At 69.9% G+C, this 23,442-nt stretch carries 22 protein-coding genes, 1 tRNA gene and 1 pseudogene; 17 read left to right on the top strand and 7 right to left on the bottom strand.

From position 1 onward, the window contains the following. Positions 1 to 13: 13 nt before the first annotated feature. The 3 genes from ACLKM7_RS11945 (at position 14) to ACLKM7_RS11935 (ending at position 1,857) form a co-directional block, all read left to right on the top strand. Positions 14 to 541, top strand: coding sequence for a hypothetical protein (locus ACLKM7_RS11945; protein WP_436447390.1), 528 nt, complete (start codon positions 14 to 16; stop codon positions 539 to 541). Between the two features lie 73 nt (positions 542 to 614). After that, positions 615 to 1,703, top strand: coding sequence for a VIT1/CCC1 transporter family protein (locus tag ACLKM7_RS11940; RefSeq protein ID WP_436447389.1), 1,089 nt, complete (start codon positions 615 to 617; stop codon positions 1,701 to 1,703). 69 nt (positions 1,704 to 1,772) lie between these two features. Beyond that, positions 1,773 to 1,857: transfer RNA gene (locus ACLKM7_RS11935), tRNA-Leu, on the top strand. Between the two features lie 59 nt (positions 1,858 to 1,916). Here the strand turns inward: ACLKM7_RS11935 and ACLKM7_RS11930 are convergent. Then, a complete protein-coding gene (locus tag ACLKM7_RS11930; protein ID WP_436447388.1) occupies positions 1,917 to 2,519 on the bottom strand; it encodes a response regulator in 603 nt (200 codons plus the stop codon). Further along, positions 2,516 to 3,724: a sensor histidine kinase gene (locus ACLKM7_RS11925; protein ID WP_436447387.1), complete on the bottom strand. Its 1,209-nt coding sequence runs from the start codon at positions 3,722 to 3,724 to the stop codon at positions 2,516 to 2,518. The genes ACLKM7_RS11930 and ACLKM7_RS11925 overlap by 4 nt, the downstream gene beginning before the upstream one ends. 180 nt (positions 3,725 to 3,904) lie before the next feature. On the opposite strand from ACLKM7_RS11925, the gene ACLKM7_RS11920 reads away from it, so the two are divergent. The 3 genes from ACLKM7_RS11920 to ACLKM7_RS11910 all read left to right on the top strand — a co-directional run bounded on the left by ACLKM7_RS11920 (position 3,905) and on the right by ACLKM7_RS11910 (position 6,720). Beyond that, entirely contained in the window at positions 3,905 to 4,450 is a 546-nt protein-coding gene (locus ACLKM7_RS11920) for a small multidrug efflux protein (protein ID WP_436447386.1), read from the top strand. A gap of 89 nt (positions 4,451 to 4,539) precedes the next feature. Beyond that, the gene (locus ACLKM7_RS11915; protein WP_436447385.1) at positions 4,540 to 5,841 is read left to right on the top strand and encodes a M20/M25/M40 family metallo-hydrolase; all 1,302 of its coding nucleotides are present in this window, start codon (positions 4,540 to 4,542) and stop codon (positions 5,839 to 5,841) included. Positions 5,842 to 5,898: 57 nt separating this feature from the next. After that, on the top strand, positions 5,899 to 6,720 hold the full coding sequence (locus tag ACLKM7_RS11910) for an undecaprenyl-diphosphate phosphatase (RefSeq protein WP_436447384.1): 822 nt from the start codon (positions 5,899 to 5,901) through the stop codon (positions 6,718 to 6,720). A 7-nt stretch (positions 6,721 to 6,727) separates the two neighbouring features. On the opposite strand, the gene ACLKM7_RS11905 is transcribed toward ACLKM7_RS11910, so the two are convergent. Beyond that, a complete protein-coding gene (locus ACLKM7_RS11905; protein ID WP_436447383.1) occupies positions 6,728 to 7,591 on the bottom strand; it encodes a PAC2 family protein in 864 nt (287 codons plus the stop codon). Between the two features lie 70 nt (positions 7,592 to 7,661). Here ACLKM7_RS11905 and ACLKM7_RS11900 point away from each other — a divergent pair, with 70 nt between their 5' ends. The 9 genes from ACLKM7_RS11900 (at position 7,662) to lnt (ending at position 17,693) form a co-directional block, all read left to right on the top strand. Further along, positions 7,662 to 8,354 carry an HAD family hydrolase gene (locus tag ACLKM7_RS11900; protein ID WP_436447382.1) on the top strand — a complete coding sequence of 231 codons (693 nt, stop codon included), beginning with the start codon at positions 7,662 to 7,664 and terminating at the stop codon, positions 8,352 to 8,354. Then, positions 8,351 to 9,400 (top strand): tRNA (adenine-N1)-methyltransferase, encoded by a 1,050-nt coding sequence (locus ACLKM7_RS11895; RefSeq protein WP_436447381.1) that lies wholly within the window; start codon positions 8,351 to 8,353, stop codon positions 9,398 to 9,400. The genes ACLKM7_RS11900 and ACLKM7_RS11895 overlap by 4 nt, the downstream gene beginning before the upstream one ends. A gap of 9 nt (positions 9,401 to 9,409) precedes the next feature. Beyond that, a complete protein-coding gene (locus tag ACLKM7_RS11890) occupies positions 9,410 to 10,372 on the top strand; it encodes an FKBP-type peptidyl-prolyl cis-trans isomerase (protein ID WP_436447380.1) in 963 nt (320 codons plus the stop codon). Between the two features lie 45 nt (positions 10,373 to 10,417). Continuing rightward, positions 10,418 to 11,431, top strand: a complete 1,014-nt coding sequence (locus tag ACLKM7_RS11885; RefSeq protein WP_436447379.1) for a helix-turn-helix transcriptional regulator — start codon at positions 10,418 to 10,420, stop codon at positions 11,429 to 11,431. Beyond that, positions 11,428 to 12,405: a helix-turn-helix transcriptional regulator gene (locus ACLKM7_RS11880; protein ID WP_436447378.1), complete on the top strand. Its 978-nt coding sequence runs from the start codon at positions 11,428 to 11,430 to the stop codon at positions 12,403 to 12,405. Before ACLKM7_RS11885 ends, ACLKM7_RS11880 begins: the two co-directional genes overlap by 4 nt. Before the next feature lie 75 nt (positions 12,406 to 12,480). Then, the gene (gene tatA, locus ACLKM7_RS11875) at positions 12,481 to 12,726 is read left to right on the top strand and encodes a Sec-independent protein translocase subunit TatA (protein ID WP_436447377.1); all 246 of its coding nucleotides are present in this window, start codon (positions 12,481 to 12,483) and stop codon (positions 12,724 to 12,726) included. A gap of 67 nt (positions 12,727 to 12,793) precedes the next feature. Further along, a complete protein-coding gene (gene tatC, locus ACLKM7_RS11870) occupies positions 12,794 to 13,552 on the top strand; it encodes a twin-arginine translocase subunit TatC (protein ID WP_436447415.1) in 759 nt (252 codons plus the stop codon). Then, the gene (locus ACLKM7_RS11865; protein ID WP_436447376.1) at positions 13,549 to 16,062 is read left to right on the top strand and encodes a DEAD/DEAH box helicase; all 2,514 of its coding nucleotides are present in this window, start codon (positions 13,549 to 13,551) and stop codon (positions 16,060 to 16,062) included. Before tatC ends, ACLKM7_RS11865 begins: the two co-directional genes overlap by 4 nt. A gap of 59 nt (positions 16,063 to 16,121) precedes the next feature. Continuing rightward, entirely contained in the window at positions 16,122 to 17,693 is a 1,572-nt protein-coding gene (lnt, locus tag ACLKM7_RS11860) for an apolipoprotein N-acyltransferase (protein WP_436447375.1), read from the top strand. A 22-nt stretch (positions 17,694 to 17,715) separates the two neighbouring features. On the opposite strand, the gene ACLKM7_RS11855 is transcribed toward lnt, so the two are convergent. From ACLKM7_RS11855 to ACLKM7_RS11840, 4 genes are all read right to left on the bottom strand, one after another. Next, entirely contained in the window at positions 17,716 to 18,099 is a 384-nt protein-coding gene (locus tag ACLKM7_RS11855; protein WP_436447374.1) for an RNA polymerase-binding protein RbpA, read from the bottom strand. Positions 18,100 to 18,222: 123 nt separating this feature from the next. After that, positions 18,223 to 18,999 carry a glycerophosphodiester phosphodiesterase family protein gene (locus ACLKM7_RS11850; RefSeq protein WP_436447373.1) on the bottom strand — a complete coding sequence of 259 codons (777 nt, stop codon included), beginning with the start codon at positions 18,997 to 18,999 and terminating at the stop codon, positions 18,223 to 18,225. 7 nt (positions 19,000 to 19,006) lie between these two features. Next, positions 19,007 to 20,074 (bottom strand): SPFH domain-containing protein, encoded by a 1,068-nt coding sequence (locus ACLKM7_RS11845; RefSeq protein WP_436447372.1) that lies wholly within the window; start codon positions 20,072 to 20,074, stop codon positions 19,007 to 19,009. Next, positions 20,071 to 20,568 carry an NfeD family protein gene (locus ACLKM7_RS11840; protein ID WP_436447371.1) on the bottom strand — a complete coding sequence of 166 codons (498 nt, stop codon included), beginning with the start codon at positions 20,566 to 20,568 and terminating at the stop codon, positions 20,071 to 20,073. The genes ACLKM7_RS11845 and ACLKM7_RS11840 overlap by 4 nt, the downstream gene beginning before the upstream one ends. A 44-nt stretch (positions 20,569 to 20,612) precedes the next feature. Between ACLKM7_RS11840 and ACLKM7_RS11835 the strand changes: the two genes are divergently transcribed. Then, the gene (locus ACLKM7_RS11835) at positions 20,613 to 21,398 is read left to right on the top strand and encodes an SDR family oxidoreductase (RefSeq protein WP_436447370.1); all 786 of its coding nucleotides are present in this window, start codon (positions 20,613 to 20,615) and stop codon (positions 21,396 to 21,398) included. Between the two features lie 3 nt (positions 21,399 to 21,401). Further along, positions 21,402 to 23,379 (top strand): annotated as a pseudogene (locus tag ACLKM7_RS11830) (S9 family peptidase). Positions 23,380 to 23,442 lie beyond the last annotated feature (63 nt).

The raw sequence follows: 23,442 nt of genomic DNA, 5'->3' as shown, positions 1-23,442 counted from the left end.
TAGACTGCCGGTCATGCCCGCGGAGTACTCGTTCGAGTCGCGGTGGGTCCTGCCCGGGCCGCCCGAGCTCGTGTGGCGCGAGCTCGAGCGCACGCTGCTCCCGGGCGGCCCGCGCCGCGCATGGTGGCCGGGCCTCACTGTCACTATGCCGCCGCGTCGCCTGCGGGTGGGGGAACGCATGGTGGTGACGGTGCATGCGCCGCTCGGCTATCGGCTGCGCGTGCTGCTGGAGGTCACCGAGATCGACCCCGGCCGCACCCTCGCCGCGACGAGTACGGGCGACCTGCGAGGCGTGGGACGTCTGTCCGTGGCGGCAGCAGGGGCGGGCGCCACGGCGTCTGGAGGCGGCGTGGGGACCGTGGTCGTCTTCGAATGGGATGTCCAGACCCGGCGCCCGTGGATGAACATCGCGGCATGGCTGTTGCGCCCCGTCTTCGAGGGCGCCCACGCGCATGTGATGCGGAGAGGCGAGGCAGGGCTTCGAGCCCGCCTTGCCGGCGGCCGTTCGGAGCCCCGAAATGCTGGCAATCCGCGGATCTGAGCGATCGAGGCTGTGTCGTCTGGCTAGCGTTGACGGGTCCTGATCAACCGTCGCCCGTACATTGGAGGCCCGTGTGAGCCCGCCTGCCGAGCCGACCGCCCGCGACCGCAGACGCTGGGCGCGGTATCTCGTCAACGAGCGTGCCGAGGCGCGTGTCTACCGGGAGCTCGCGGCGCGGCGCACCGGCGAGGAGCGCGAGATCCTGCTCGCCCTGGCTGACGCAGAGGGCCGTCACGAGGCCCATTGGCTCACTCTGCTCGGTGGCGAGCCGACGCGATTGCCTCAGCCCGACATCCGCACGCGGCTGCTCGGCTCGATGGCCAAGCGCTTCGGCTCGATCTTCGTGCTCGCGCTGGCCCAGAACGCCGAGGCCCGCTCGCCGTACGACGACGAGCCCTTCGCGCCGGCAGCGATGGCGGCCGACGAGAAGGTGCACCACGAGGTGGTGCGTGGCCTCGCGGCCCGCGGCCGTCGTCGGCTATCGGGCACCTTCCGGGCCGCGGTCTTCGGAGCCAACGACGGACTGGTATCGAACCTCGCACTGGTCATGGGGGTGGGCGCCACCGGCGTCTCGCCGCAGTTCGTGCTGTTCAGCGGCATCGCCGGCCTCCTCGCCGGCGCCCTGTCGATGGGCGCGGGCGAGTTCGTCTCGGTGCGGTCGCAGCGCGAGCTGCTCGCGGCCACCGAGCCCAGCGACTACGCCGACGGCGCCATCCCGCACTTGGACCTGGACGCCAACGAGCTCGCACTCGTCTACCGCACCCGTGGAATGCCCGAGGCCGAGGCTCTCGCGCGGGCGCACCGCATCGTATCGGCGGCGCAGGCATCGGGCAGCGTCGGCGCCGACACCGGCCCGATCGGCACGGCCGACGAGCATGAGGTGGTGGGCAAGGCGTGGGGGGCGGCGCTGTCGAGCTTCCTGTTCTTCGCGTCCGGCGCGATCATCCCCGTGCTGCCGTGGATCTTCGGCATGACGGGACTCGCCGCCGTCGTGACGGCTCTCGTGCTGGTGGGCATCGCGCTGCTGTGCACGGGCGCCGCCGTGGGTGTGCTGTCGGGCGGATCCCCCCTGCGCAGGGCCCTCCGCCAGCTCGCGATCGGGTACGGTGCGGCGCTCATCACCTACCTCCTGGGACTGGTCTTCGGGGTGTCTCTGGGGTGACCCGTCGATTCGTTCAACGTTCGGTGACGTGGTAATGTCGTTCCTCGGTTGCGAAACCGCAAACCACCTGCGCGGGTGGCGGAATAGGTAGACGCGCTAGCTTGAGGTGCTAGTGCCCGTTAAGGGCGTGGGGGTTCAAGTCCCCCCTCGCGCACACAGGTCGAAGGCCCCCGAAAGGGGGCCTTCGTCGTTATCAGGGCCAGCCGTGGCGGGTCAGATCCAGCCGCGTTCCTCGGCGAACAGCACCGCCTGCTGGCGGGTGCTCACGCCGAGCTTGCTCAGGATCGCCGACACATGGTTGCGCACGGTTCCGGGCGCGAGCGAGAGGCTGCGCGCGATCTGCCCCGTGGTCTCGCCGCGACGCCCGGCGCGCAGCACGTCGAGCTCGCGGTCGGTCAGCGGGCATCGTTCGTCGCTCAAGGCGTCGGCGGCCACCTCGGGATCGACGTAGCGCCCGCCCGCCGCGACGCGCCGGATGACCTCGGCGACCTCGTCGGCACCACGCGACTTCGGCAGGAAGCCCGAGACACCGGACGCGAGCGCCCGCCGCAGCACGCCCGGGCGGGCATGCCTGGTCACCACGATGCAGCGCGTGGCAATGGCCCGCGTCACGCGCGCGGCGACCTCAACGCCGTCCAGGCCCGGCATCTCGAGGTCGAGTAGGCAAACGTCGGGGGAGAGGCGCAGCGCCTCGGCGACCGCTTCCTCTCCGTCTGCGCACTCGGCGACGACCTCGATGTCGGGCTCCAGTCGCAGCAGGGCCGCGAGCGCGGAACGGATCATCGCCTCGTCGTCGGCGAGGAGCACCCGGATCACGGCAAAGACTCCGGGGTCAGCGGGACGCGCGCGATCACGGCGAAGGATCGGGCGTCGCGCCGGACTTCGACGGTCCCGCCGCCGTCTTGCACGCGTCGGCCGATCCCCTCGAGCCCGGCCCCGTCGCGGCTGGGCGAAGCCTCGACGGCGTCGTTCTCGATCTCGTACCGCCACACATCCGGCTCCCGAGTGAGCGACAGGCGGGCCCAGCGTCCGCCGCCGTGGCGCAGCACGTTCGTCGTGGTCTCGCGGATGACGGGACCCAGAACGGATGCCGGAGCCCGGACGGCGCCGGCATCCACCGACACCTGCACCGAGGTCCCGGCCGCGCGGAGCAGATCGGCGGCGTTCTCGATCTCGTCGGTCAGTGGCACGGAGCGGAAGCGCAGAGCGAGGTCGCGCGTGCCCTGGCGCGCGTCGTCCACGCTCTTGCGTGCGGCGCGCAGGTGCGTGAATGCGGCGTCAGGATCGTCTGGCATGAGCCGTTCGGCCAGCTCCAGCTGCAGCGCGATCACCTGCAAGTGATGGCCCTGGAGGTCGTGGACGTCGGTGGCGACGCGCAGGCGCTCCTGAGTCGCCGCCAGGCGCGCCTCGGAGGCCCGGGCACTGTTCACCGTCATCAGGACGTCCCACCACCACAGCGACAGCACCGTCATGCCGGGAAGCGAGACCGAGATGAACCCCAGCACCCACCAGCTCGAACCCGCGTTGGCCACGCCCACGCGGCCGTCCACGAACCACAGGACGACCAGCAGCACCGTCACCGCGATCACCACGCGCACCCGGATTCCCGGCGGCCAGTTGAGGAGAATCAGAGCCTGCACGACCGGGAGCACAGCCATCAGCCACAGTCCCGACAGCACTCCCGCGACGACGCCGAAGCACGCGGCGATCACCAGCGGCACGACGATCCGGGGCAGCCGCACGAACGGCTCCTCCTCGTCCCGCTGCCGGTACTCGCGCAGAAGCAGGAACGTCGATCCCCACCACACCAGGCCGCCCAGACCGACAGCCGCGACCGCGGGAAGGCCGCGGCCCGCTTCGGTGAGCGCTGCCGCCCACACCAGCACGATCATCAGCTCGAGGAACACGACGGCCGAGAGGGTGTACCACCAGGTCGCGGTGATCCCGCGGGTCAGGCGCAGTCTTCCCCGTCGCTGCGCCGCGGTCTCGGTGCCCGCGGCGGGCACGACGGGGCTGGTCATGCGTCCCACCCTAAGTCCATGACACATGTCATGCCCGAGACGGGAGAAGCGCCTGGAAAGCGGTGACAACCCGGCACTTCCGGCATCCTTCCGTCGTCGATGGACTAGTCGTGCGACGAACGGATGCCGGGCACCGTCGCCGATCGAACCCTCGCCCGCATCGAACGACAGGAGCACGTCATGAATCTCGTCGAGATCTTCCAGGACCTCGTGGCCCAGGTGCCCGGACTCGTCCAGCCGCTCATCGTCGCGGCCGCGGGTGCCGTGCCGTTCATCGAAGGCGAGGGTGCGGCGGCGATCGGGATCATCGGCGGCATCCATCCCGCCGTCGCCGCGGTGGCGGGCATCGTGGGCAACTTCGTATGCGTCGCCGTGCTCGTGCTGCTCACGGCCCGCACCAGAGCAGCGGTCGTGACGCGCAGCCGCGAACGCCGACTGGTCGCGGCCGGCGGCGCCGACATCGCCGAGGCGGCGACGCCGGTGGAGGGCGACCAGGGGCGCAAGGCGGCCCGCAGAGTGAAGTTCCAGCGGGCGCTGGAACGCTACGGCGTCCCGGGTGTGAGCCTGCTCGGTCCCCTGCTGCTGCCCACGCAGTTCACCGCGACGATGCTCGCCGGCGCCGGCGTCCGGCCCGCGCGCATCCTCTTCTGGCAGGGCCTCGCGATCGTCGCGTGGACGACCCTGCTGACCTTCGTCGTCAGCGGCGCCATGTACGTCGTCCACTGACCGGCGACCGGGGGAGTGGTCTCGGGGCGGAGCTGCACGGCGCCGCCCCGAGGCGCATGTCGTGGCCGCGTCGAGGTAGGTTTGACCGCATGCCTTCACCCGATCTCGGTCTTCCCGAAGTCGCCTCGGTGGCACGCGATCTCATCCGCTTCGACACCACGAATCACGGCGGTGGCCGAGCGGCGGGCGAACGCGAGGCGGCGGAGTACGTCGGCGCCTACCTCGAGAACCTCGGGCTGACGCCGGAGTACTACGAGCCCATCCCTCGGCGCACGAACGTCATGGCGCGGGTGCCCGGGCGCAATCGCGACAAGCCCGCCCTCGTGCTGCACGGCCACCTCGACGTCGTGCCGGCGATCGCGGAGGACTGGAGCGTCGACCCGTTCGCCGGGGTCGTGAAGGACGGGATGCTGTGGGGACGCGGCGCTGTGGACATGAAGGACATGGACGCCATGATCCTGACGTCGGTGGCCGAGATCCTGCGCGCCGGCGAGCAGCCCGAGCGCGACCTCGTGCTGGCCTTCTTCGCGGACGAGGAGAACGGCGGCGTCGAAGGCTCCGCTCTGGTCGTGAAGGACAGGCCGGAGTGGTTCACCGGGGCGACGGAGGCCATCAGCGAGGTCGGGGGCTACTCCATCGCGCTCGGCGACCGTCGTGTGTATCTGCTGCAGGTGGGCGAGAAGGCGCTGGTCTGGATCCGCCTGGTCGCCCGCGGACGTGCCGCGCACGGTTCGAGCGTGCACGCCGACAACGCCGTGACGGCGCTGGCCGAAGCGGTCGCCGCCCTCGGTCGCACCGAGTGGCCGGTGACGCTCACCGAAACGACGCGTGAGATGGTCGAGCGACTGGCCGAACTCACCGGCCAGAGCGCGACCGACCCCGACGCCGTCGCCCGAGCGACCGGAGCGGCATCCGGATTCCTGCGGTCCACGCTGCGCACGACGACGAACCCCACCGGCCTCGTCGCCGGGTACAAGCACAACGTCATCCCCGACCGTGCCGAGGCGCTGATCGACGTGCGGGTGCTCCCCGGCACCGAAGCGGCGGCGCTGGCCGACATCCGCCGCATCGTCGGCGACGGGGTGGAGGTGCAGATCGTGCACCAGGACATCGGCCTCGAAGTGCCTTTCGGGGGCGACATCGTCGACGCGATGGTCGGCGCGCTGGGCCGGCGCGACCCGGGAGCGCCCGTGATCCCGTACCTCATGGGCGGCGGCACCGACAACAAGGCGCTCGCGACCCTCGGCATCGCCGGTTACGGTTTCGCTCCGCTGCGACTGCCCGCCGCGCTCGATTTCACCGGCATGTTCCACGGCGTCGACGAACGGGTTCCCATCGACGCGCTCGTGTTCGGCCAGTCGGTGCTGACCGACCTGCTGCGCACGTACTGAAATGATCGACGGATGCCGCGGGCCGCGGCATCCGTCCCCCACGGCTGAAAGGCGCCCATGCTTCTCGAGGCGATCATCCTCGGCTTCGTCCAGGGACTGACCGAGTTCCTCCCGATCTCATCGAGCGCGCACCTGCGCATCCTGGGGGAGTTCCTGCCCTCGGCAGAGGACCCGGGAGCCGCGTTCACCGCGATCACGCAGATCGGCACCGAGGCGGCCGTCGTGGTGTTCTTCTGGCGCGACATCGTGCGCATCATCGGGCACTGGTTCCAGGCGCTGGTCGGCAAGATCCCGCGCAACGATCCCGACGCCAAAATGGGCTGGCTCATCATCGTGGGCAGCATCCCGATCGTCGTGCTGGGGCTGCTGTTCCAGGATCAGATCGAGACCACTCTGCGATCCCTGTGGCTCGTCGCGGGCATGCTCATCTTCTTCGGCGTGCTGCTGGGCATCGCCGACCACGTCGGGGCCAAGAAGCGAAAGCTGAAGGACATCACGGTCGGGCACGGCGTGATCTTCGGGCTCGCACAGTCGCTCGCGCTCATCCCGGGCGTGTCGCGGTCGGGCGGCACCATCACGGCGGGCCTGTTCATGGGGTACGAGCGGGCCGCGGCGGCGCGCTACGCGTTCCTGCTCGCGATCCCGGCGGTCTTCGGCAGCGGCTTCTTCCAGCTGATCAAGAACTGGGACACCCCGGGCGTGTTCACCCTCGGCGAGACGGCGCTCGCCACCGGCGTGGCGTTCGTCGTGGCGCTCGGCGTAATCGCGTTCTTCATGAACTGGATATCCAAACACAGCTTCCTGCCGTTCGTGCTGTACCGGGTCGCGCTGGGCTCGCTGCTGCTCGTGCTGCTCAGCATGGGCGTGATCCAGGCCTAGCCCCGGATCAGCGCCGGGGGTCGTCGCGGCCGGGCTTGCTCGGCCCGTCGCCGCGGCGGCGAAGGTAGCGCTCGAACTCCTGCGCGATCGCGTCGCCCGATGCCTCGGGGGAGTCCCACGTGTCGCGCGTGCGCTCGAGCTGGCGGATGTACTCCGTCATCTCCTCGTCATCGGCCGCGGCGGCGTCGATCGATGCCTCCCACGCGGCCGCCTCGGTGGCCAGCTCGCCACGAGGGACGGGGGCGCCGGTGATGTCCTCGAGCTTGTCGAGCAGGGCCAGCGTCGCCTTGGGCGAGGGCGTGTGGCCGGCCACATAGTGCGGCACGCTCGCCCACAGGCTTGCAGAGGGGATCCCTGCCGCGTCCGCCGCGTGCCCGAGGACGCTCAGGATGCCGACGGGGCCCTCGTAGGTGCTGCGCTCGAGGTCCAGTGCCGTTCGCAGCGCGTCGTTGTCGCTGCCCCCGAACACCGAGATCGGGCGCGTGTGCGGCACGTCCGACATCATCGAGCCGATCGCGACGAAGCCGGTGATGTCCTCGCGAAGCGCGACGTCGATGAACTCCGACGCGAACGCCTGCCAGGCACGCGCAGGCTCGACGCCCGTCAGCAGCCACAGCTGGGTCCCGCGGGTGGCGCGCACCGGCTTGAGCAGAGTGGCCTCCGGCCACTGCAGCGTGCGCTTGCCCTCGCCGTCCGCGACGACCTGCGGCCGCGTGTACTGGTAGTCGAAGTACAGCTCCGGGTCGACCGAGAACACCGGCTCATAGGCGCCGCCTTCACGCAGGCGCGTCATAGCGGACGACGCGGCTTCACCCGCATCGTTCCACCCGTCGAATCCGGCGACGAGTACACGGCGACCCAGTCCGTCCACGAGACCTCCTCCACCCGCCCAGCGGGTTCCCTCCAGAATAGGCCCGGCCGCCCACGGGTAGGCTTGGACGGTGAATGCGCCGCGCCTCGCCGCTGTCCTGTGGGACATGGATGGAACCCTCGTCGACACCGAGCCGTACTGGATGGCGGCCGAGACACCGCTGGTCGAGAGCTTCGGCGGCACGTGGTCCCACGAGCAGGCGCTGGCGCTGGTGGGACTCGGACTCGAGGATTCCGCGCGCATCTTCCAGGACGCCGGCGTCCGCATGAGCGTCGACGCCATCATCGATCACCTGACCGACGAGGTCATGCGTCAGCTCGCGGTCACGGGCGTGCCGTTCCGGCCGGGCGCGCGCGAGCTGCTGGCGAACCTGCGGGAGGCGGGCATCAAGACGGGCCTGGTGACGATGTCGATGCGCCGGATGGCCACGACGGTGGTGGACCTCATCGACTTCCCGGCGTTCGACGTGATCGTCGCCGGCGACGACGCGACTCGGCCGAAGCCCTTCCCCGATCCCTATCTTCAGGCCTGCGAGGCGCTCGGCGTCGATCCGGCCGAGACGGTCGCCATCGAGGACTCGCCGAACGGCCTGCGCTCCGCGGTCGCGTCCGGGGCGGCGGTCATCGGTGTTCCGCTCATGCTGTCGCTCGAGGGCGCCGGCGCCCACGCCGTGTGGCCGAGCCTCGACGGACGGACGGCGGACGACCTCGTCGCCTTCCACACCGCCCATCACGCCGGCCTCGCTGCGGAGGCGGCACGATGACGGCGCGGATGAGCGGTCCGTTCCGGTTCGGCGACCGGGTGCAGCTGACCGGCCCGAAGGCGCGGCTGCACACCATCACGCTGCGCGAAGGGGGCGAGCTGCACACGCACCACGGCGTGCTGCGGCATGCCGACCTCGTGGGTCTGCCCGACGGGTCGGTCGTCGCCAACAGCAGTGGCCATGAGTACCTCGCGCTGCGCCCGCTGCTGCGGGACTTCGTGATGTCGATGCCGCGCGGCGCGGCGATCGTGTACCCGAAGGACGCGGCGCAGATCCTCGCCCAGGCCGATGTGTTCCCCGGCGCGACCGTCGTCGAGGCCGGCGTCGGTTCGGGCGCGCTGTCGCTGTGGCTGCTCCGGGCCATCGGGGCGGAAGGGCGACTGGTCTCGTTCGAGCGACGCGAGGACTTCGCGGCGGTCGCCCGCGCGAACGTCGAGACGTTCGTGGGCGACGTGCCCGCGAACTGGGACGTCGTGGTCGGCGACCTCGCGCAGGATCTGCCGCGTGCGGTGGCCGCGGCATCCGTCGACCGCGTCGTGCTCGACATGCTGGCGCCGTGGGAATGCATCGACGCGGTGGCCGAGGCGCTCACTCCGGGCGGCGTGGTCGTCTGCTACGTCGCCACAGCCACGCAGCTGAGCCGGGTCGCCGAGTACATCCGCGGCACGGGACTGTTCACCGAGCCGGACGCGAACGAGACGATGGTGCGCGGGTGGCACGTCGAAGGCCTCGCGGTGCGCCCGGATCACCGCATGGTCGCCCACACCGGCTTCCTCGTGTGGGCCAGGCGTCTCGCGCCCGGAGCGGTGCCGCCCGAGGTCAAGCGACGCGCTTCGAAGACGAGCTTCAGCGACGAGGACGTCGAACTGTGGACGCCGGGCGCCGTCGGCGACCGGCAGATCACCGACAAGAACCTCCGCAAGCGCGTGCGTGAGGCCGAGCGCGCCGCCGAAGGCGCCCGTCAAGCCGCCGACATCGCCGAGGACGGCTCCAGCCCGCAGGAGCCGGAAGCCCCCGCTTCACGACCGTCTTCCGAGTCCGCCTAAACTGTTCCGGTGCGCTCCTACCCCGCTGCCCTCGCCGTCCTGGGCCTGGTGACCGTCGGCCTGGCCGGCTGCTCCCTGCCGAACACCGCCGACTGCTCCCGCCCCGCGGTCTCCGACGCAGATGTGATGGACCTCATCGAGGTGACCGGTGACGCGGATTCCGAGCCCGAGGTGGACGTGTTCACGCCGCTGCGTGCGCCGCATCTCGCGTTCGAAGACGTCGAGGCCGGTGAGGGCACCGCGATCACGGCATCCGATCAGCTCGTCGTCGTGGACGTCGCTCTGTTCAGCGGCGAGACGGGCGAGCCGCTGGTGGCGACGCCGTACGACGGCGACCTGTCGCGCGTGTACCCGGTGTCGCAGTGGACGCAGAACTTCCCCGGCTTCGACGAGGCGCTGCAGTGCGCGACCGAGGGCTCGCGTGTGGCGATCGCTCTCGCCCCCGGCGACATCGAGCCCGAGTCGGCTGCGAGCCTGGGACTCGCCGAGGACGACTCCGCGGTCGCTGTCGTGGACGTGCGCAAGGTGTATCTGCGCGCCGCAAACGGTGCGAACCAGTTCAACAGTGGCACCGGCATGCCGACGGTCGTGCGTGCGCCCGACGGCCACCCCGGCCTCATCATCCCCGACGGCGCGCCGCCGGCCGAGCTCGCGATCCAGACGATCAAGCGGGGTGACGGTCCTGAGGTCACCGGCGACGAACCGGTGCGCGTGCACTACACCGGTGTCGTGTGGGGCGAGGACGAGCCCTTCGACTCGTCGTGGGAGGCACAGCCGGCGTCGATGACCTTGGACGGCGTCGTTCCCGGGTTCGCACAGGCGCTCGAAGGGCAGACCGTGGGCTCCCAGGTGCTCGTCGTCATCCCGCCCGAGCTCGGGTACGGCGACCAGGAGCAGGGAGCCATTCCGGCGAACTCCACCCTGGTGTTCGTGATCGACATCCTGGGTCTGGACGCCGCGCCGCAATCGTAGGCGGCGCGCCGCGTGAGCGCCGCTCGCGCGACCTAAGATAGGCGAGTGCCTGCCACCGCTCCCGCGAAGATCCCGCCCGAAGAGCGGCTCGTCAACCTCGTGGTCGCGCTCATCGCGACCGATCAGGGCCTGACGAAGGACACGATCCTGTCCTCTGTGGCCGGATACCGGGAGCAGAGCGATGCCGGGGCATCCAAGGACGCGCTCGAGAAGATGTTCGAGCGCGACAAGGAGAGCCTGCGGGGCCTGGGCGTGCCGATCGAGACGATCGGCGACTGGGCCGACCCCGACGACCTGCGCGAAGCGCGCTACCGGATCCCGACGGCCGAGTACGAGCTGCCCGAAGACATCGAGTTCACGGCGGCGGAGCTGGCGCTGCTCAACCTCGCCGGCGGAGTCTGGAGCGAGAGCTCCATGTCGGACGACGCGCGAAGCGGGCTGCGCAAGATCCGGGCGCTCGGCGATCTCGTCGACGAGCCGATCATCGGCTTCTCGCCCCGCCTGAGCCTGCACGACCCCTCCTTTCCGGCACTGCAGCAGGCCATCGAGCAGAGCCGGGTCGTCACCTTCCCCTATCTGAAGCCGGGTGAAGAGGCGCCACGCGTCCGGCGCGTGCAGCCGCTCGCGCTCGTCGAGTACGAGGGTCGCTGGCACGTGTTCGGCATCGACCTGGACGTCGCCGCGGACCGGACGTTCCTGCTCTCGCGCATCGTGGGCGCGGTGACGATCACGCGCGAGTCCTTCGACGCGGCCCTCCGCGACGGCGCAGGCGAGCGCGCCCTGGCGGGGCTCGAAGAGGTCGCGGCCCGGCACACCGCGCTCCTCGAGGTGAACCCCGGGACCGAGGCCGCGCTGCGGCTGGCCCGGCGGGCCAAGCCCGCTGAGCAGGGGATCCGCGTCCCGTACGTGGACGCCCACATCTTCGCCGACGAGCTGGCTTCGTACGGTCCCGAGGTGCGGGTCGTGGACCCCCTTGATCTGCGCGACCGAGTGATCGACCGCCTCGCCGCCACGCGGGATCTGCACCGCGAGTCCACGGAGCCCGGGAGTCCGTCATGACCGCGCGCAAGCCGCTGGTGGCGACCGACCGCGCGGCGCTCATGCTGCAGCTCGTGCCGTACCTGATCGGCAAGGGCGAGGTCTCGCTCGCCGAGGCCGCGGACGAGTTCGACGTGTCGACCGATCAGATGCGCGCGATGGTCGAGAAGCTGACAGTGATCGGCCTCCCCGGCGAACAGGGCTACTGGCAGATGGCCAACGATCTGTTCGACATCGACTGGGATCTGCTCGACGAGCGCGATCTCATCGTGATCACCAACTCGGTGGCCCTCGAGCGGGCCCCGAAGCTCACCGCACGAGAGGCCGCGGCACTGCTGGCGGGCCTGCAGCTGGCTCGCTCGATCCCCGGAGTCGGTGACACCGAGCTGTACGCGGGGCTGCTGGCCAAGCTGGCGCGCGGCGCGTCGGGGACCCCGGCCGAGGTGATCGTCGCACCCGAGCCGGTCGATGCCGCCCGCGACCGCGTCGCCACGGCTGTTCGGCGTGGCGTGGCGGTCTCGTTCACCTATAAGGCGCCGGATGCCGCGCCCACCACGCGCACCGTGGATCCCGTCAAGGTGCACATCGCCGGAGACCAGTGGTACCTCCAGGGGTGGTGCCACCTGCGCGAGGCGATGCGCACCTTCCACCTGGACCGCGTCAGCGATCTCGAGCTCACCGACATCCCCATCACGCACACCGGCGACCCGGGATCCGGGTGGTTCCAGTCGGGGGAGGGAGATGTCGTCGCGCGGGTGCGGTTCTCACAGGCGGTCGCGCCGCTTCTGGGTGACTATCTCGACCGTGCCACGATCGAGACGGTCGACGGCAACGGTCCGGATGCCACCATCGTCGCGACCATGCGGGTCGCCGACGAGCTGAGTCTGCGTCGTCTCGCCGCCCGCCGCGGCGGTGTCTTCGAGGTGCTCGAGCCGGCGGCCGCCCGTCGCGCGGTGGCCGAGTGGGCGGAGGCGGGACTCGCGCAGTATCGCTGATCAGCCGCGACGTTCGGCTCGCGCATGGTTAGACTTGTGACAAATTCCCGCTGACGCAAAACGACGGAGCATCTCATGTTCGGCAATCTCAACGGCTGGCACCTGCTGATTCTGCTCGTCGTCATCCTCCTCTTGTTCGGCGCGGCGAAGCTTCCCGCGCTGGCGAAGAGCATGGGGCAGTCGGCCCGCGTGTTCAAGGGCGAGATGAAGGCAATGAAGGAGGAGGACAAGCCCGCTGACGGGCAGGCCTCCACGGTCGACTCGACCTCCGCTGCCGCCTCCGCGCCCCGGACCGACGGCACGCCGGATCCCAAGCCCTAGCGGCATGGTGGCAACAGCCGGCTCCGTGCCCCTGAACGGGCCGGAGTCGCCGAAGCGCGACAAGCGCATGTCGCTCGGCCAGCACTTGGTCGAGTTGCGCAAGCGTCTCATGATCGCCGCGATCGCACTGGTCGTCGGCATGGTGGTGGCCTTCATCATCACCGACCCGATCATCCACTGGGTCACCGGCCCCATCCGCCAGATCAGCGAAGACCGCGGCGATAATTTCGCGGCGCTCAACTTCAGCGCCGTGACCTCACCGTTCGACATGAGGATGCGCATCGCCTTCTCGATCGGCATCTTCCTGTCGGCGCCCGTCTGGCTGTGGCAGATCTGGGCGTTCATCATGCCCGGCCTCACCCGCAAAGAGATCCGGTACACGATCGCGTTCGTGGCTGCGGCCGTGCCGCTGTTCTTCGCGGGCTGCTACATCGGGGTGCTCGTCGTGCCGCATGTGATCGAGCTGATGTGGGGCTTCACGCCCGAGGGTGGAGTCAACTTCTACGACGCCCAGCAGTACTACGACTTCGTCTTCAAGCTGATGATCGTGATCGGCATCTCGTTCGTGCTCCCGGTGTTCCTGGTAGCGCTCAACGTCGCCGGCGTCATGTCGGGCAAGGCGATCCTCAAGGGCTGGCGCGTCGCCATCCTCATCGCGACCGTGTTCGCCGCGCTGGCCACGCCCGCGGCCGATGTGGTGAGCATGCTCATGCTCGCCGGCATCCTGACAGTCCTGTTCTTCGCGGCAGCGGGCCTGTCGATGCTCTTCGACAGGCGCAAGGCCAAACGGAATATGGCGTTCCTGCCGCCTGAGGCGGGCGTATGACCGAGCCCGGTCCGGCGGAGCGGTACTCGCGAGCCCGCGACGCCGCGCAGCTGGACCGGAGCCACCCGATCACGGCGGCGTTCGCAGCATCCCAGCGCTTCACTCTCGACCCGTTCCAGATCGCGGGATGCCAGGCGCTCGAGGAGGGGCGGAGCGTCCTGGTCGCGGCGCCGACCGGCGCCGGCAAGACCATCGTGGGCGAGTTCGCGGTGCATCTCGCGATGCGCGAGCCGGTGGTCGGCGGCTACGGAGACAAGGCGTTCTACACGACGCCGATGAAGGCGCTGTCGAACCAGAAGTTCCGAGAGCTGCAGGACGTGTACGGCCCTGATGAAGTCGGGCTGCTGACCGGCGACACCAACATCAACGGCAACGCCCGGGTCGTCGTGATGACGACCGAGGTGCTGCGCAACATGCTGTACGCCGACTCGCCGGCGCTGCGCGGACTGCGCTACGTGGTCATGGACGAGGTGCACTACCTCGCCGACCGCTTCCGCGGCGCGGTGTGGGAGGAGGTCATCATCCACCTCGCGCCCAGCGTGCGTCTGGTATCGCTGTCGGCGACCGTGTCCAATGCCGAGGAGTTCGGCGACTGGCTCGACACCGTCCGCGGCGACACCGAGGTGATCGTCTCGGAGACACGCCCGGTACCGCTCGAGCAGCACGTGCTGGTGCGCGGCGATCTGCTGCCGCTGTTCGATGACCGCGCGGGCGTCGCGACCGCGCAGGTGAATCAGGAACTGATGCGGATCCGCTCGTTCAAGGGGTCGAACTTCGACAACAACCGTCGTGTGCAGGCCGCGAACAGTGCTCGTCACGCCGGGTACGAGGCATCCCGTCGCCGTCCGAACCGGGGGATGAAGCGGCCGGTGCGCTCCGCGAACGTCCAGCGCGTGGAACGCCTCGACCGCCCGGACGTGGTCGAGCTGCTCTCGCGTTCCAACCTGCTGCCGGCCATCTTCTTCATCTTCAGCCGCGCCGGCTGCGACGGCGCAGTGCAGCAGGTCCGGCGCGCGGGTGTGCGCCTGACCTCGCAGGACGAGCGCCGTGAGATCCGCGCGATCGTTGAGGAGCGCACCCGCAACCTCCTGGAAGAGGATCTGGCGGTTCTGGGCTACTGGCAGTGGCTCGACAATCTGGAGCGCGGTGTGGCGTCGCACCACGCCGGCCTGCTGCCGGCCTTCAAAGAGGTCGTCGAAGAGCTGTTCCAGCGCAAGCTCGTCAAGGCCGTGTTCGCGACCGAGACCCTCGCGCTGGGCATCAACATGCCCGCGCGTACGGTGGTGCTCGAGAAGCTCGAGAAGTTCAACGGCGAGGCGCGGGTCGCGATCACATCGGGGGAGTACACCCAGCTCACCGGCCGGGCCGGGCGTCGTGGCATCGACGTCGAGGGCCACGCCGTCATCCAGTGGACCGAGGGGCTTGACCCCCAGGCGGTCGCCGCGCTGGCGTCGCGGCGCACCTACCCACTCAACTCGAGCTTCCGTCCGACGTACAACATGGCGGTCAACCTCATCGACCAGTTCGGCCGGCCACGCGCCCGCGAGATCCTGGAATCGTCGTTCGCACAGTTCCAGGCCGACCGGTCGGTGGTCGGCCTCGCGCGCGAGGTGCGCGAGCAGGAGGAGTCGCTCGCCGGCTACGAGAAGGCGATGACGTGCGATCGCGGCGACTTCGCCGAGTACGCGGGGATCCGGCGCGAGCTGAGCGATCTCGAGAAGCTCAACCGCAAGGACGCGAATGCCTCGCGGCGCACCCGGGACGAACGTCAGCGCCAGATCGCGAGCCTGCGCAAGCGGATGCTGCGGCATGCGTGCCACCAGTGCCCTGACCGCGAGAAGCACGCGCGGTGGGGTGAGCGCTACTTCACTCTCAAGCGCCAGATCGGCAAGCTCCGTCAGCAGATCGAGATGCGCACCGGCACCGTCGCGCGGATCTTCGATCGCGTGGTCGACGTCCTCATCGAGCTCGACTACGTGCGCGTCGCCGACGACGAGACGCACACGCTGACCGACGCCGGGCGCACGATGCGGCGCATCTACGGCGAGCGGGATCTGCTGGTGGCCGAGTCGCTGCGGCGAGGGCTCTGGCGCGACCTGGATGCGCCGGCCCTGGCCGCTTTGGCATGCGCGCTCGTGTTCGAGCCGCGCCGCGACGACGCCGGCCCCGGGGAGCGGGGCCTGCCGCGCGGACCGTTCCGTCCGGCGTTCACCGCGACACTGGACCTGTGGCAGTCGCTCGACGATCTGGAACGCGATCATCGGCTGCCAGGGTCGGAGGCGCCGTCCGCCAGCCTCGCTCCTGCAATGCACGCGTGGGCGCGCGGCGGCACGCTGGACGCCGTGCTGAGCGAGGCCGACATGGCGGCCGGGGACTTCGTTCGCTGGACGAAGCAGACGATCGACCTGCTCGACCAGCTCTCGCTGGTGGCGGACCAGCCGGTCGCCTCGACCGCCCGTAAGGCTCTCGACGCGGTGCGTCGCGGCATCGTGGCCTATTCGGGAGTCTGACAGCCCTAAGGTGATGCGGTGCACAGGACGGGCGTCTGTGCTCGCTTAGGGTGGACTCCGTGCCTTCCGACGCCGCACCGCGCCCCCTGCTCCCGCTGTGGGCGGCCGTGCCGCTCTCGGCCGCGGGCGGTCTGCTGCTGGACGTCGCGTTCCCGTCCGTCGCCTGGTGGCCGATGGCATTCATCTCGGTCGCGCTGGGCCTCCTCGCTCTGATCGGACGACGCGTCGGCGGGGCGTTCCTGGCCGGCCTGGCGTACGGCCTGGCGTTCTACCTGATGAACGTCGATTTCACGTCCGAGTGGGTGGGGCCGTTGCCGTGGCTCGCTCTCTCCGGATTCGAGGCGCTGTTCGTGGCGGCAGGCGCTGTGCTCGTCGCCCTCGCATACCGCTGGGTGCCCCGTGCGGCCCCCGGCCGCCGTGCCCGGCTGGTGCTGCTGCCGGCGCTGGTGGCGGGCCTGTGGACCGCCCGCGAAGCCGTCACCGGTGGCTTTCCGTACGGCGGCTTCCCGTGGGGGCGCGTGGGAACGAGCCAGGTGAACGGGCCCCTCATCGAGGTGGTGTCGTGGACGGGCACCGCGGGATTGACGTTCCTCGTCGTGGCTGTCGTCGCAGCAGCGATCGAGATGGTTCGGATGCCCCGGCGCGGCAGGTCGCGCGGCTACCGCAACCTGCTCCCGCCGATCGCTCTCGCTATGGTCGTCGCGGTGCTGACGCTGGTTCCCGCGTGGCAGACCACGCCCGCGGGCGTCATGCGCGTCGCAAGCGTTCAGGGCAACGGCCCTGCCGGGTACTTCGACGAGCGCACCGCCGGCGACGTCCTCGAGACCCAGTACGAGGCGACGATGCCGCTGTTCGGTGCGGAGGGCGTGGATGTCGTGCTGTGGCCGGAGGGGAGCGTCGACCTGGACCCGGCGGAATCGCCGGCTGCGGCATCCGCCCTCGACAGGGTTTCGAGACAGCTGGACGCTCCGCTGCTCGCCAACCGCGTCGATCAGCGAGGCGACGCCTACTTCAACATGTCGTTCCTGTGGCGCGCGGGCGAGGGTATCGAGCAGACGTATGACAAGCGCAACCCGGTGCCGTTCGGAGAATACGTTCCTGATCGCCAGTTCTACGACTCCATCGCGCCGGACCTGATTCGCATGATCGGGCGAGACTACACACCGGGCCGGAACACTCCGGTGTTCGACATCGACGGCACTCCGGCGGGTCTGGCCATCTGCTTCGACGTGATCTACGACGCCCTGGTCTGGGAAGGTGCACGCGACGGCGCGCGGGTTTACTTGTTCCAGACCAACAACGCGGACTTCCGCGGCACCGACGAGAATCTGCAGCAGCTCGCGGTGGCCCGGCTGCGGGCGATCGAGACCGGGCGCGCCGTGGTGAACCTCTCGACCGTGGGCACGAGCCAGGTGATCGCCACGGACGGCACGACCATCGAGGGGCTGCCGGCCGACGAACCCGGCCACATGCTCACCGACGTGCCGCTTCACACCGGACTGACGCCCGCCGTGATCATCGGACCGTGGCTGAACGCCGTGCTGTCGTGGGGGAGTGTGGCGGCGCTCCTGGCACTCGGTCTGATCGTGCGACTGCGGGCGCGCGGGCACGCGAAAACGCCGGCCCCGTAGGGCCGGCGTCGCGGATCGGGGATCAGGCGCTGAGCTTGTCGACCGTCATGTCCTCGCCGGCGCCGCGCCGGGCGCGGACATAGGCGAGGCGCTCTTCGAGGAGTTCTTCGAGCTCGGGGAGCGAACGACGCTCGAGCAGCATGTCCCAGTGGCTGCGCGGGGTCTTGTCGCCGGAGTGATCGACGGTCGCCGTGCCGTCGCCCACCCGCAGCAGCGCTTCGGCGCCGCACGTGCGGCACTCCCAAGCGGGCGGGACTTCGGCATCGGCCGCGAAGGTAAGAATCGTGTCACGTCCGCACGATGTGCAGGTGTAGGTGTGCTGTGCGCGTTCATGGAACACGACGCCCTCTTCGCTCTGTAGGCTCTGGGCGCCGAGTCGGATGCCGCGCAGACTGCGGTCTGCCATTTTGTGGTCCTCTCGTCGCTGTACAGGTATAACGAAGCCACCTGTGGGGATCATCCGAAGCAGCCGAGTTGAGCGGCATTTCACAGTGGATGCACAGCGGGCGCGGGACGCCGCCGGTCGGGTTCAGGCCAGCGTCGCAAGGGCGACGTCAGCGCGATCCGTCACGATACCATCCACACCCATGTCCACGAGTCGGCGCATGTCGTCGGGGCGGTTCACGGTCCACACGTGGACCTCCACTCCGTGCCGATGCGCGGCGGCGATGAGGCGCGGCGAGACGACGCGCAGACGGCTCTGACGCTCGGGCACCTGCAGTGCGTCAACGGCGCCGAGTGCGCGGGCGACGAGCCGGTCCGAGCGCGACGCGACGGCGGCGAGGACGCGCGCGATGGTGCGGGTGCCGGCCGACGTCGCCGGCCGGATGCCTCCGCCCGCCTGTTGAGCGGCAGCAAGCGCGGCGAGGCGCCGGGCGTCGGAGAAGCTCGTCAGCAGCACGCGTTCACCATGCGCGGCCACCGCCCTGCCGACGGACTCGGCAGCGCCCTCGGCCTTCACGTCGAGGTTGAACCTCACGCCAGGGAACGTCTCGAGCGCCTGCTGCAGCGTGATGAGGCCGCCGCGAGTGGCCATCAGCGCCTCGAGATCGCGCGACGTGACATCGGCCACGCGTCGCGGGTCTCCCGTCACGCGCGACAGATCGTCGTCGTGGAACAGCACCACCACGCCGTCGGCGGTGAGGTGGCAGTCCGACTCGATGTACGCGGCTCCCGCCGAGTGGGCCGCGGCGACGGCCGCGAACGAGTTCTCGGCGATGCCGCCGGCGGCGTCCTCCGGAGTCACCAGTCCACGATGCGCGAGGATGCGCGGCGTCGCGGCTCCCTCGAACCAGGGGTGTGGCATCCCAGGGTCAGTGTGCGAGGTCGCCGCCCGCGGCGCCGGGCGTGGACTCCCGGGCCTGCGCAGCGATGTCGTCGGCGGTGGATGCCGCTGCCTGCGCCTGTGCCAGCGCTTCGTCGGCCGTCGTGCTCGAGCGTCCGCTCCCGCGTGACGGGCGCGAAGGCGAGGGCGGGAATGTCGATGCGCGGCCGCCGAAGGCGTCGCCGATGCCCTTGAGTGCCTCGGTGAGCTCACTGGGGATGATCCACAGCTTGCTCGACGGGCTCTCGGAGATCTTCGGAAGCGTCTGCAGGTACTGATAAGCGAGGAGCTTCTCGTCGGGGTCGCCGACGTGGATCGCGTTGAAGACCATCTCGATCGCCTCGGCCTCGCCCTGAGCGCGCAGGACGGCGGCCTGCTTGTCGCCTTCGGCCTTGAGGATCTCAGCCTGCCGGCGCCCCTCGGCCTCGAGGATCTGCGACTGCTTGGAGCCTTCGGCCGTGAGGATCGCAGCGCGGCGGTCCCGCTCGGCGCGCATCTGCTTCTCCATGGAGTCCTGGATGGAGTGGGGCGGATCGATCGCCTTCAGCTCCACGCGGCCGACGCGGATGCCCCACTTGCCGGTGGCCTCGTCGAGGACGACGCGCAGCTGCCCGTTGATGTTGTCGCGGCTCGTCAGCGCTTCTTCGAGGTTGAGCCCGCCGACGACGTTGCGCAGTGTCGTGGTGGTCAGCTGCTCGACGGCGCCGAGGTAGTTGGCGATCTCATAGGTGGCTGCACGCGCATCCGTGACCTGGAAGTACACGACGGTGTCGATCGACACCACGAGGTTGTCTTCGGTGATGACCGGCTGCGGCGGGAACGACACGACCTGCTCGCGCATGTCGATCAGCGGCCGGAGTCGGTCGACGAAGGGCACGAGGAGGTTCAACCCGGGCATGAGCGTCTTGTGATAGCGCCCCAGACGCTCCACGATGCCGGCGCTGGCCTGCGGAATGATCCGGATCGAGCGGGCGATGACGACCAGCACGAAGATGAAGACCGCGATCGCGAGGAGCCATCCGATCGCCGCGGGGATGACGGACTCGAGATCGTTCATATGCGGTGCTCCTGGTCGGGGTGCGGGGTGGTTCCGGGCTGTTCGAGCGAGCTGACGACAGCGGTCGCGCCGTCGATGCGGCTGACGCGCACGGACATGCCGGGTTCGAGCTCGCCGGCCTCGGTGCGCGCGGTCCAGACGTCTCCGTTGGCGAGTTTGACCTGACCGGTGTGGACGCCGACGGTCGACACCACCGTTCCGCGCAGGCCGAGGAGCGCGTCGACGTTGGACAGCGTCGGGTCCTCGCCGCGCCGGAGCCGTCGCAGCAGCGGGGGCCTCAGCACGAGCACGAGCACGGCGGCGACGGCGGCGGCGATGATCACCTGCAGCCACAGCGGTGCGCCCAGCAGGTCGGATCCGAGGCCGGCCAGCCCGCCGATGCTCAGCATCAGGAAGGTGAAATCGAGCGTGAGCATCTCGATGACGAGAAACGCGAGTATCAGCACGAGCCAGCCGATCCACGCCCACTGCTCGATGGTCTGGATGAGCTCCACGATGCGCCTCCTCTTGCCTCAAAGCTACCAGGTAGGGTCGTTGGGTGACTGTGTCAAACGACCCGAATTCCACACCGCTTCCCGCCGGTTCGCTGAGCGGCCGGACTGCTCTCGTGACCGGCTCCTCGCGCGGCATCGGCGCCGACACCGCGCGCTATCTGGCCGAGGCGGGAGCGAACATCGTCATCAATTACCGCAACAAGGCGCCGCGAGCCGAGAAGCTCGGCGCTCAGCTGCGTGAACTCGGCGTCGAGGTGCTGGTCGTGGGCGCGGATCTGACGGATTCCGCCTCGGTGCAGGCGATGTTCGACGAGGTCGAGCGTGCGTTCGGCGGGCTCGACATCCTCGTGCTCAATGCCTCCGGCGGCATGGAGTCGGGCATGGCCGAGGACTACGCCCTGCAGCTGAACCGCGATGCGCAGGTGCGCGTGCTCGAGACGGCCCTGCCGCTTCTGGGCGAGGGATCACGCGTGGTGTTCGTCACCAGTCATCAGGCGCACTTCATCCGCACGACGCCCACGATGCCCGAGTACGAGCCGGTCGCACTGTCGAAGCGGGCGGGCGAGGACGCCCTCCGCGAGCGCATCCCCGCTCTCGAGGAGCGAGGTGTCGAGTTCGTCGTGGTGTCGGGCGACATGATCGAGGGCACCATCACGGCCACCCTGCTGGAGCGTGCGAACCCGGGGGCGATCGCGGCCCGCCGTGAAGACGCCGGCAAGCTGTACAACGTGTCGGAGTTCGCGGCCGAGGTCGCCGCGGCCACGCTCGACCCGGTTCCCGCCGGCAACACGCGTCTCGTCGGCGACGTCTCGTCGTTCGCGGGGGAGTGACCGGTGCGCGCTGAAGACATCGACGAGCTCATCTCGGTCGGTCGCCCCGACATCGCTCCCGACGGATCGTTCGCGGTCTTCGCGACGTCCCGGCCCGATCTTGTGGCCAATCGCGGCGTCGGTCAGGTGTGGCGTGTGGACCTTCCGGACGGTGCGCCGCGGCGTCTCACGCGTGGGACGGCCGATGCGTCGCCGCGACTCTCGCCTGACGGCACGCGGCTCGCGTTCGTCCGCGCCGATGCCAAGGGCAAGCCGCAGGTGCACGTCGCCTCCGCTGCCGGCGGTGAGCCCGTCCAGGCGACCGACGCGGTCCTCGGCGTCGAGCACTTCGCATGGTCACCGGACGGGACGACACTCGCCTTCCTGGCGCGCGTTCCCGAGAACGGCCGCTACGGCAGTGTGGAGGGGCTGGATGCCGCGGCCGAGGCTCCGCGCCACATCACCGGCATCCGGTGGCACGCCAACGGCGTCGGCTACGTCGCCGATCGTCCGGCCCACGTCTTCGTGATCCCGGTTCCCTCGGTCGAGGGCGAGCCGTTATACGAGCCGGCCGCTGCCGTGCGTGCCGACGACGCCACGGCGCCGACGAAGACGATCGTCGCCGCTGAGGCGCGCCAGATCACATCCGGTGACAGCTCGTACAGCGGACTCGCGTTCACCGCAGACGGTCGAGAGCTGCTCACGGTGCCGGACATCATCGAGCCCGATCGTCGTGACCTGCGCTCCCGCCTGCTGGCCTTCGCTGTGGACGGGTCGGGTGAGCGTGAGCTTCTGGGCGTCCATGCCGGCCTCGCACTGGACGGCCTCGAGACCGCCGAGGACGGCGCCGTCGCGGTGCTCGCCCACGAGGTCGGCGATGGAATCGACTTCATCGCGCCGGGTGTCGGCCTCTGGCTGATCGAGGCCGACGGGCCGCGCCGGCTCACAGACGCTGAGACGATCGAGCTCGGCGACAGCCACATCACTGTCCACGGTGACGACTTCCTCGTGCAGGACACCACACGCGGGCGTGTCCGGCTTCTCCGGGTCACGCGCGCCGGTGAGGTCTCCGAAGTGCTCGGCGGCGACGTCGAGGTCGGTGGTCACGCAGCGCATGACGGGCGGATCGTCGCGTCGGTGGCGCGACCCGATTCCTTCGGCGAGCTGGTCCTGGTCGAGGCGGGGGAGGCGCGCACTCTGACGGCCTTCGGCGCCGGGGCCGCGGCATCCGGAATCGCACTCCCGCGTGAGCTCACCGTCACCGGGCGTGACGGCTATCCCGTGCACGGCTGGGTGGCCACTCCCGAGGGAGACGGACCGTTCCCGGTGATCCTGCAGATCCACGGCGGGCCGTATGCCGTACGGCATTCACTTGTTCGACGAGACCCAGGTGCTCGTGGACGCGGGCTATGCGGTCGTCTACTGCAACCCCCGCGGCTCGGCGGGATACGGACGGGCTCATGGGCGCAGCATCCGGAAGCAGATGGGCACCCTCGATTTCGCCGACGTCATCGACTTCCTCGAGGGCGCTCTCGCCGACGACGCCCGCCTGGACGGGGAGCGCGTGGGAGTCATGGGCGGCTCGTACGGCGGCTATCTCACCGCGTGGGTGATCGCACACGATCACCGGTTCGCGGGCGCCATCGTGGAGCGGGGCTTCCTCGACCCGGTCAGCTTCCAGGGCACGAGCGACATCGGCACCTTCTTCGGTGACGAGTATGTGGGCCTGTCGGCCGACGACATCGCGCGGCAGAGCCCGATGGCCGTGGTCGACAAGGTTCGGACGCCCACGTTCGTGATCCACAGCGAGCTCGACTTCCGCTGCCCGCTCGAGCAGGCGACGCGCTACTACTCCGCCCTCAAGCGACAGGGCACCGAGGCCGAGATGCTGGTCTTCCCGGGAGAGAACCACGAACTCACGCGATCGGGTCAGCCGCGTCACCGCGTGGAGCGCTTCGAGGCCATCGTGGACTGGTGGCAGCGTCACCTGCCTGTGACCTGACCACTGGAGGCAACAGAACGGCCCCGGAAGCATCGCTTCCGGGGCCGTTCTCGATTCTGGCGT

It is taken from the genome of Microbacterium sp. I2 (assembly GCF_051364985.1).
Lineage (GTDB): Bacteria > Actinomycetota > Actinomycetes > Actinomycetales > Microbacteriaceae > Microbacterium.
Note: the sequence above shows the minus strand (reverse complement) of the source record. Positions and strands in the feature narration are given on the sequence as shown.

Coding starts and splice junctions, on each gene's coding strand:
- ACLKM7_RS11945 (WP_436447390.1), top strand. CDS start 14: ATGCCCGCGGAGTACTCGTTCGAGTCGCGGTGGGTCCTGCCCGGGCCG.
- ACLKM7_RS11925 (WP_436447387.1), bottom strand. CDS start 3,724: ATGACCAGCCCCGTCGTGCCCGCCGCGGGCACCGAGACCGCGGCGCAG.
- ACLKM7_RS11920 (WP_436447386.1), top strand. CDS start 3,905: ATGAATCTCGTCGAGATCTTCCAGGACCTCGTGGCCCAGGTGCCCGGA.
- ACLKM7_RS11915 (WP_436447385.1), top strand. CDS start 4,540: ATGCCTTCACCCGATCTCGGTCTTCCCGAAGTCGCCTCGGTGGCACGC.
- ACLKM7_RS11910 (WP_436447384.1), top strand. CDS start 5,899: ATGCTTCTCGAGGCGATCATCCTCGGCTTCGTCCAGGGACTGACCGAG.
- ACLKM7_RS11895 (WP_436447381.1), top strand. CDS start 8,351: ATGACGGCGCGGATGAGCGGTCCGTTCCGGTTCGGCGACCGGGTGCAG.
- ACLKM7_RS11880 (WP_436447378.1), top strand. CDS start 11,428: ATGACCGCGCGCAAGCCGCTGGTGGCGACCGACCGCGCGGCGCTCATG.
- tatA (WP_436447377.1), top strand. CDS start 12,481: ATGTTCGGCAATCTCAACGGCTGGCACCTGCTGATTCTGCTCGTCGTC.
- tatC (WP_436447415.1), top strand. CDS start 12,794: ATGTCGCTCGGCCAGCACTTGGTCGAGTTGCGCAAGCGTCTCATGATC.
- ACLKM7_RS11865 (WP_436447376.1), top strand. CDS start 13,549: ATGACCGAGCCCGGTCCGGCGGAGCGGTACTCGCGAGCCCGCGACGCC.
- ACLKM7_RS11855 (WP_436447374.1), bottom strand. CDS start 18,099: ATGGCAGACCGCAGTCTGCGCGGCATCCGACTCGGCGCCCAGAGCCTA.
- ACLKM7_RS11850 (WP_436447373.1), bottom strand. CDS start 18,999: ATGCCACACCCCTGGTTCGAGGGAGCCGCGACGCCGCGCATCCTCGCG.
- ACLKM7_RS11845 (WP_436447372.1), bottom strand. CDS start 20,074: ATGAACGATCTCGAGTCCGTCATCCCCGCGGCGATCGGATGGCTCCTC.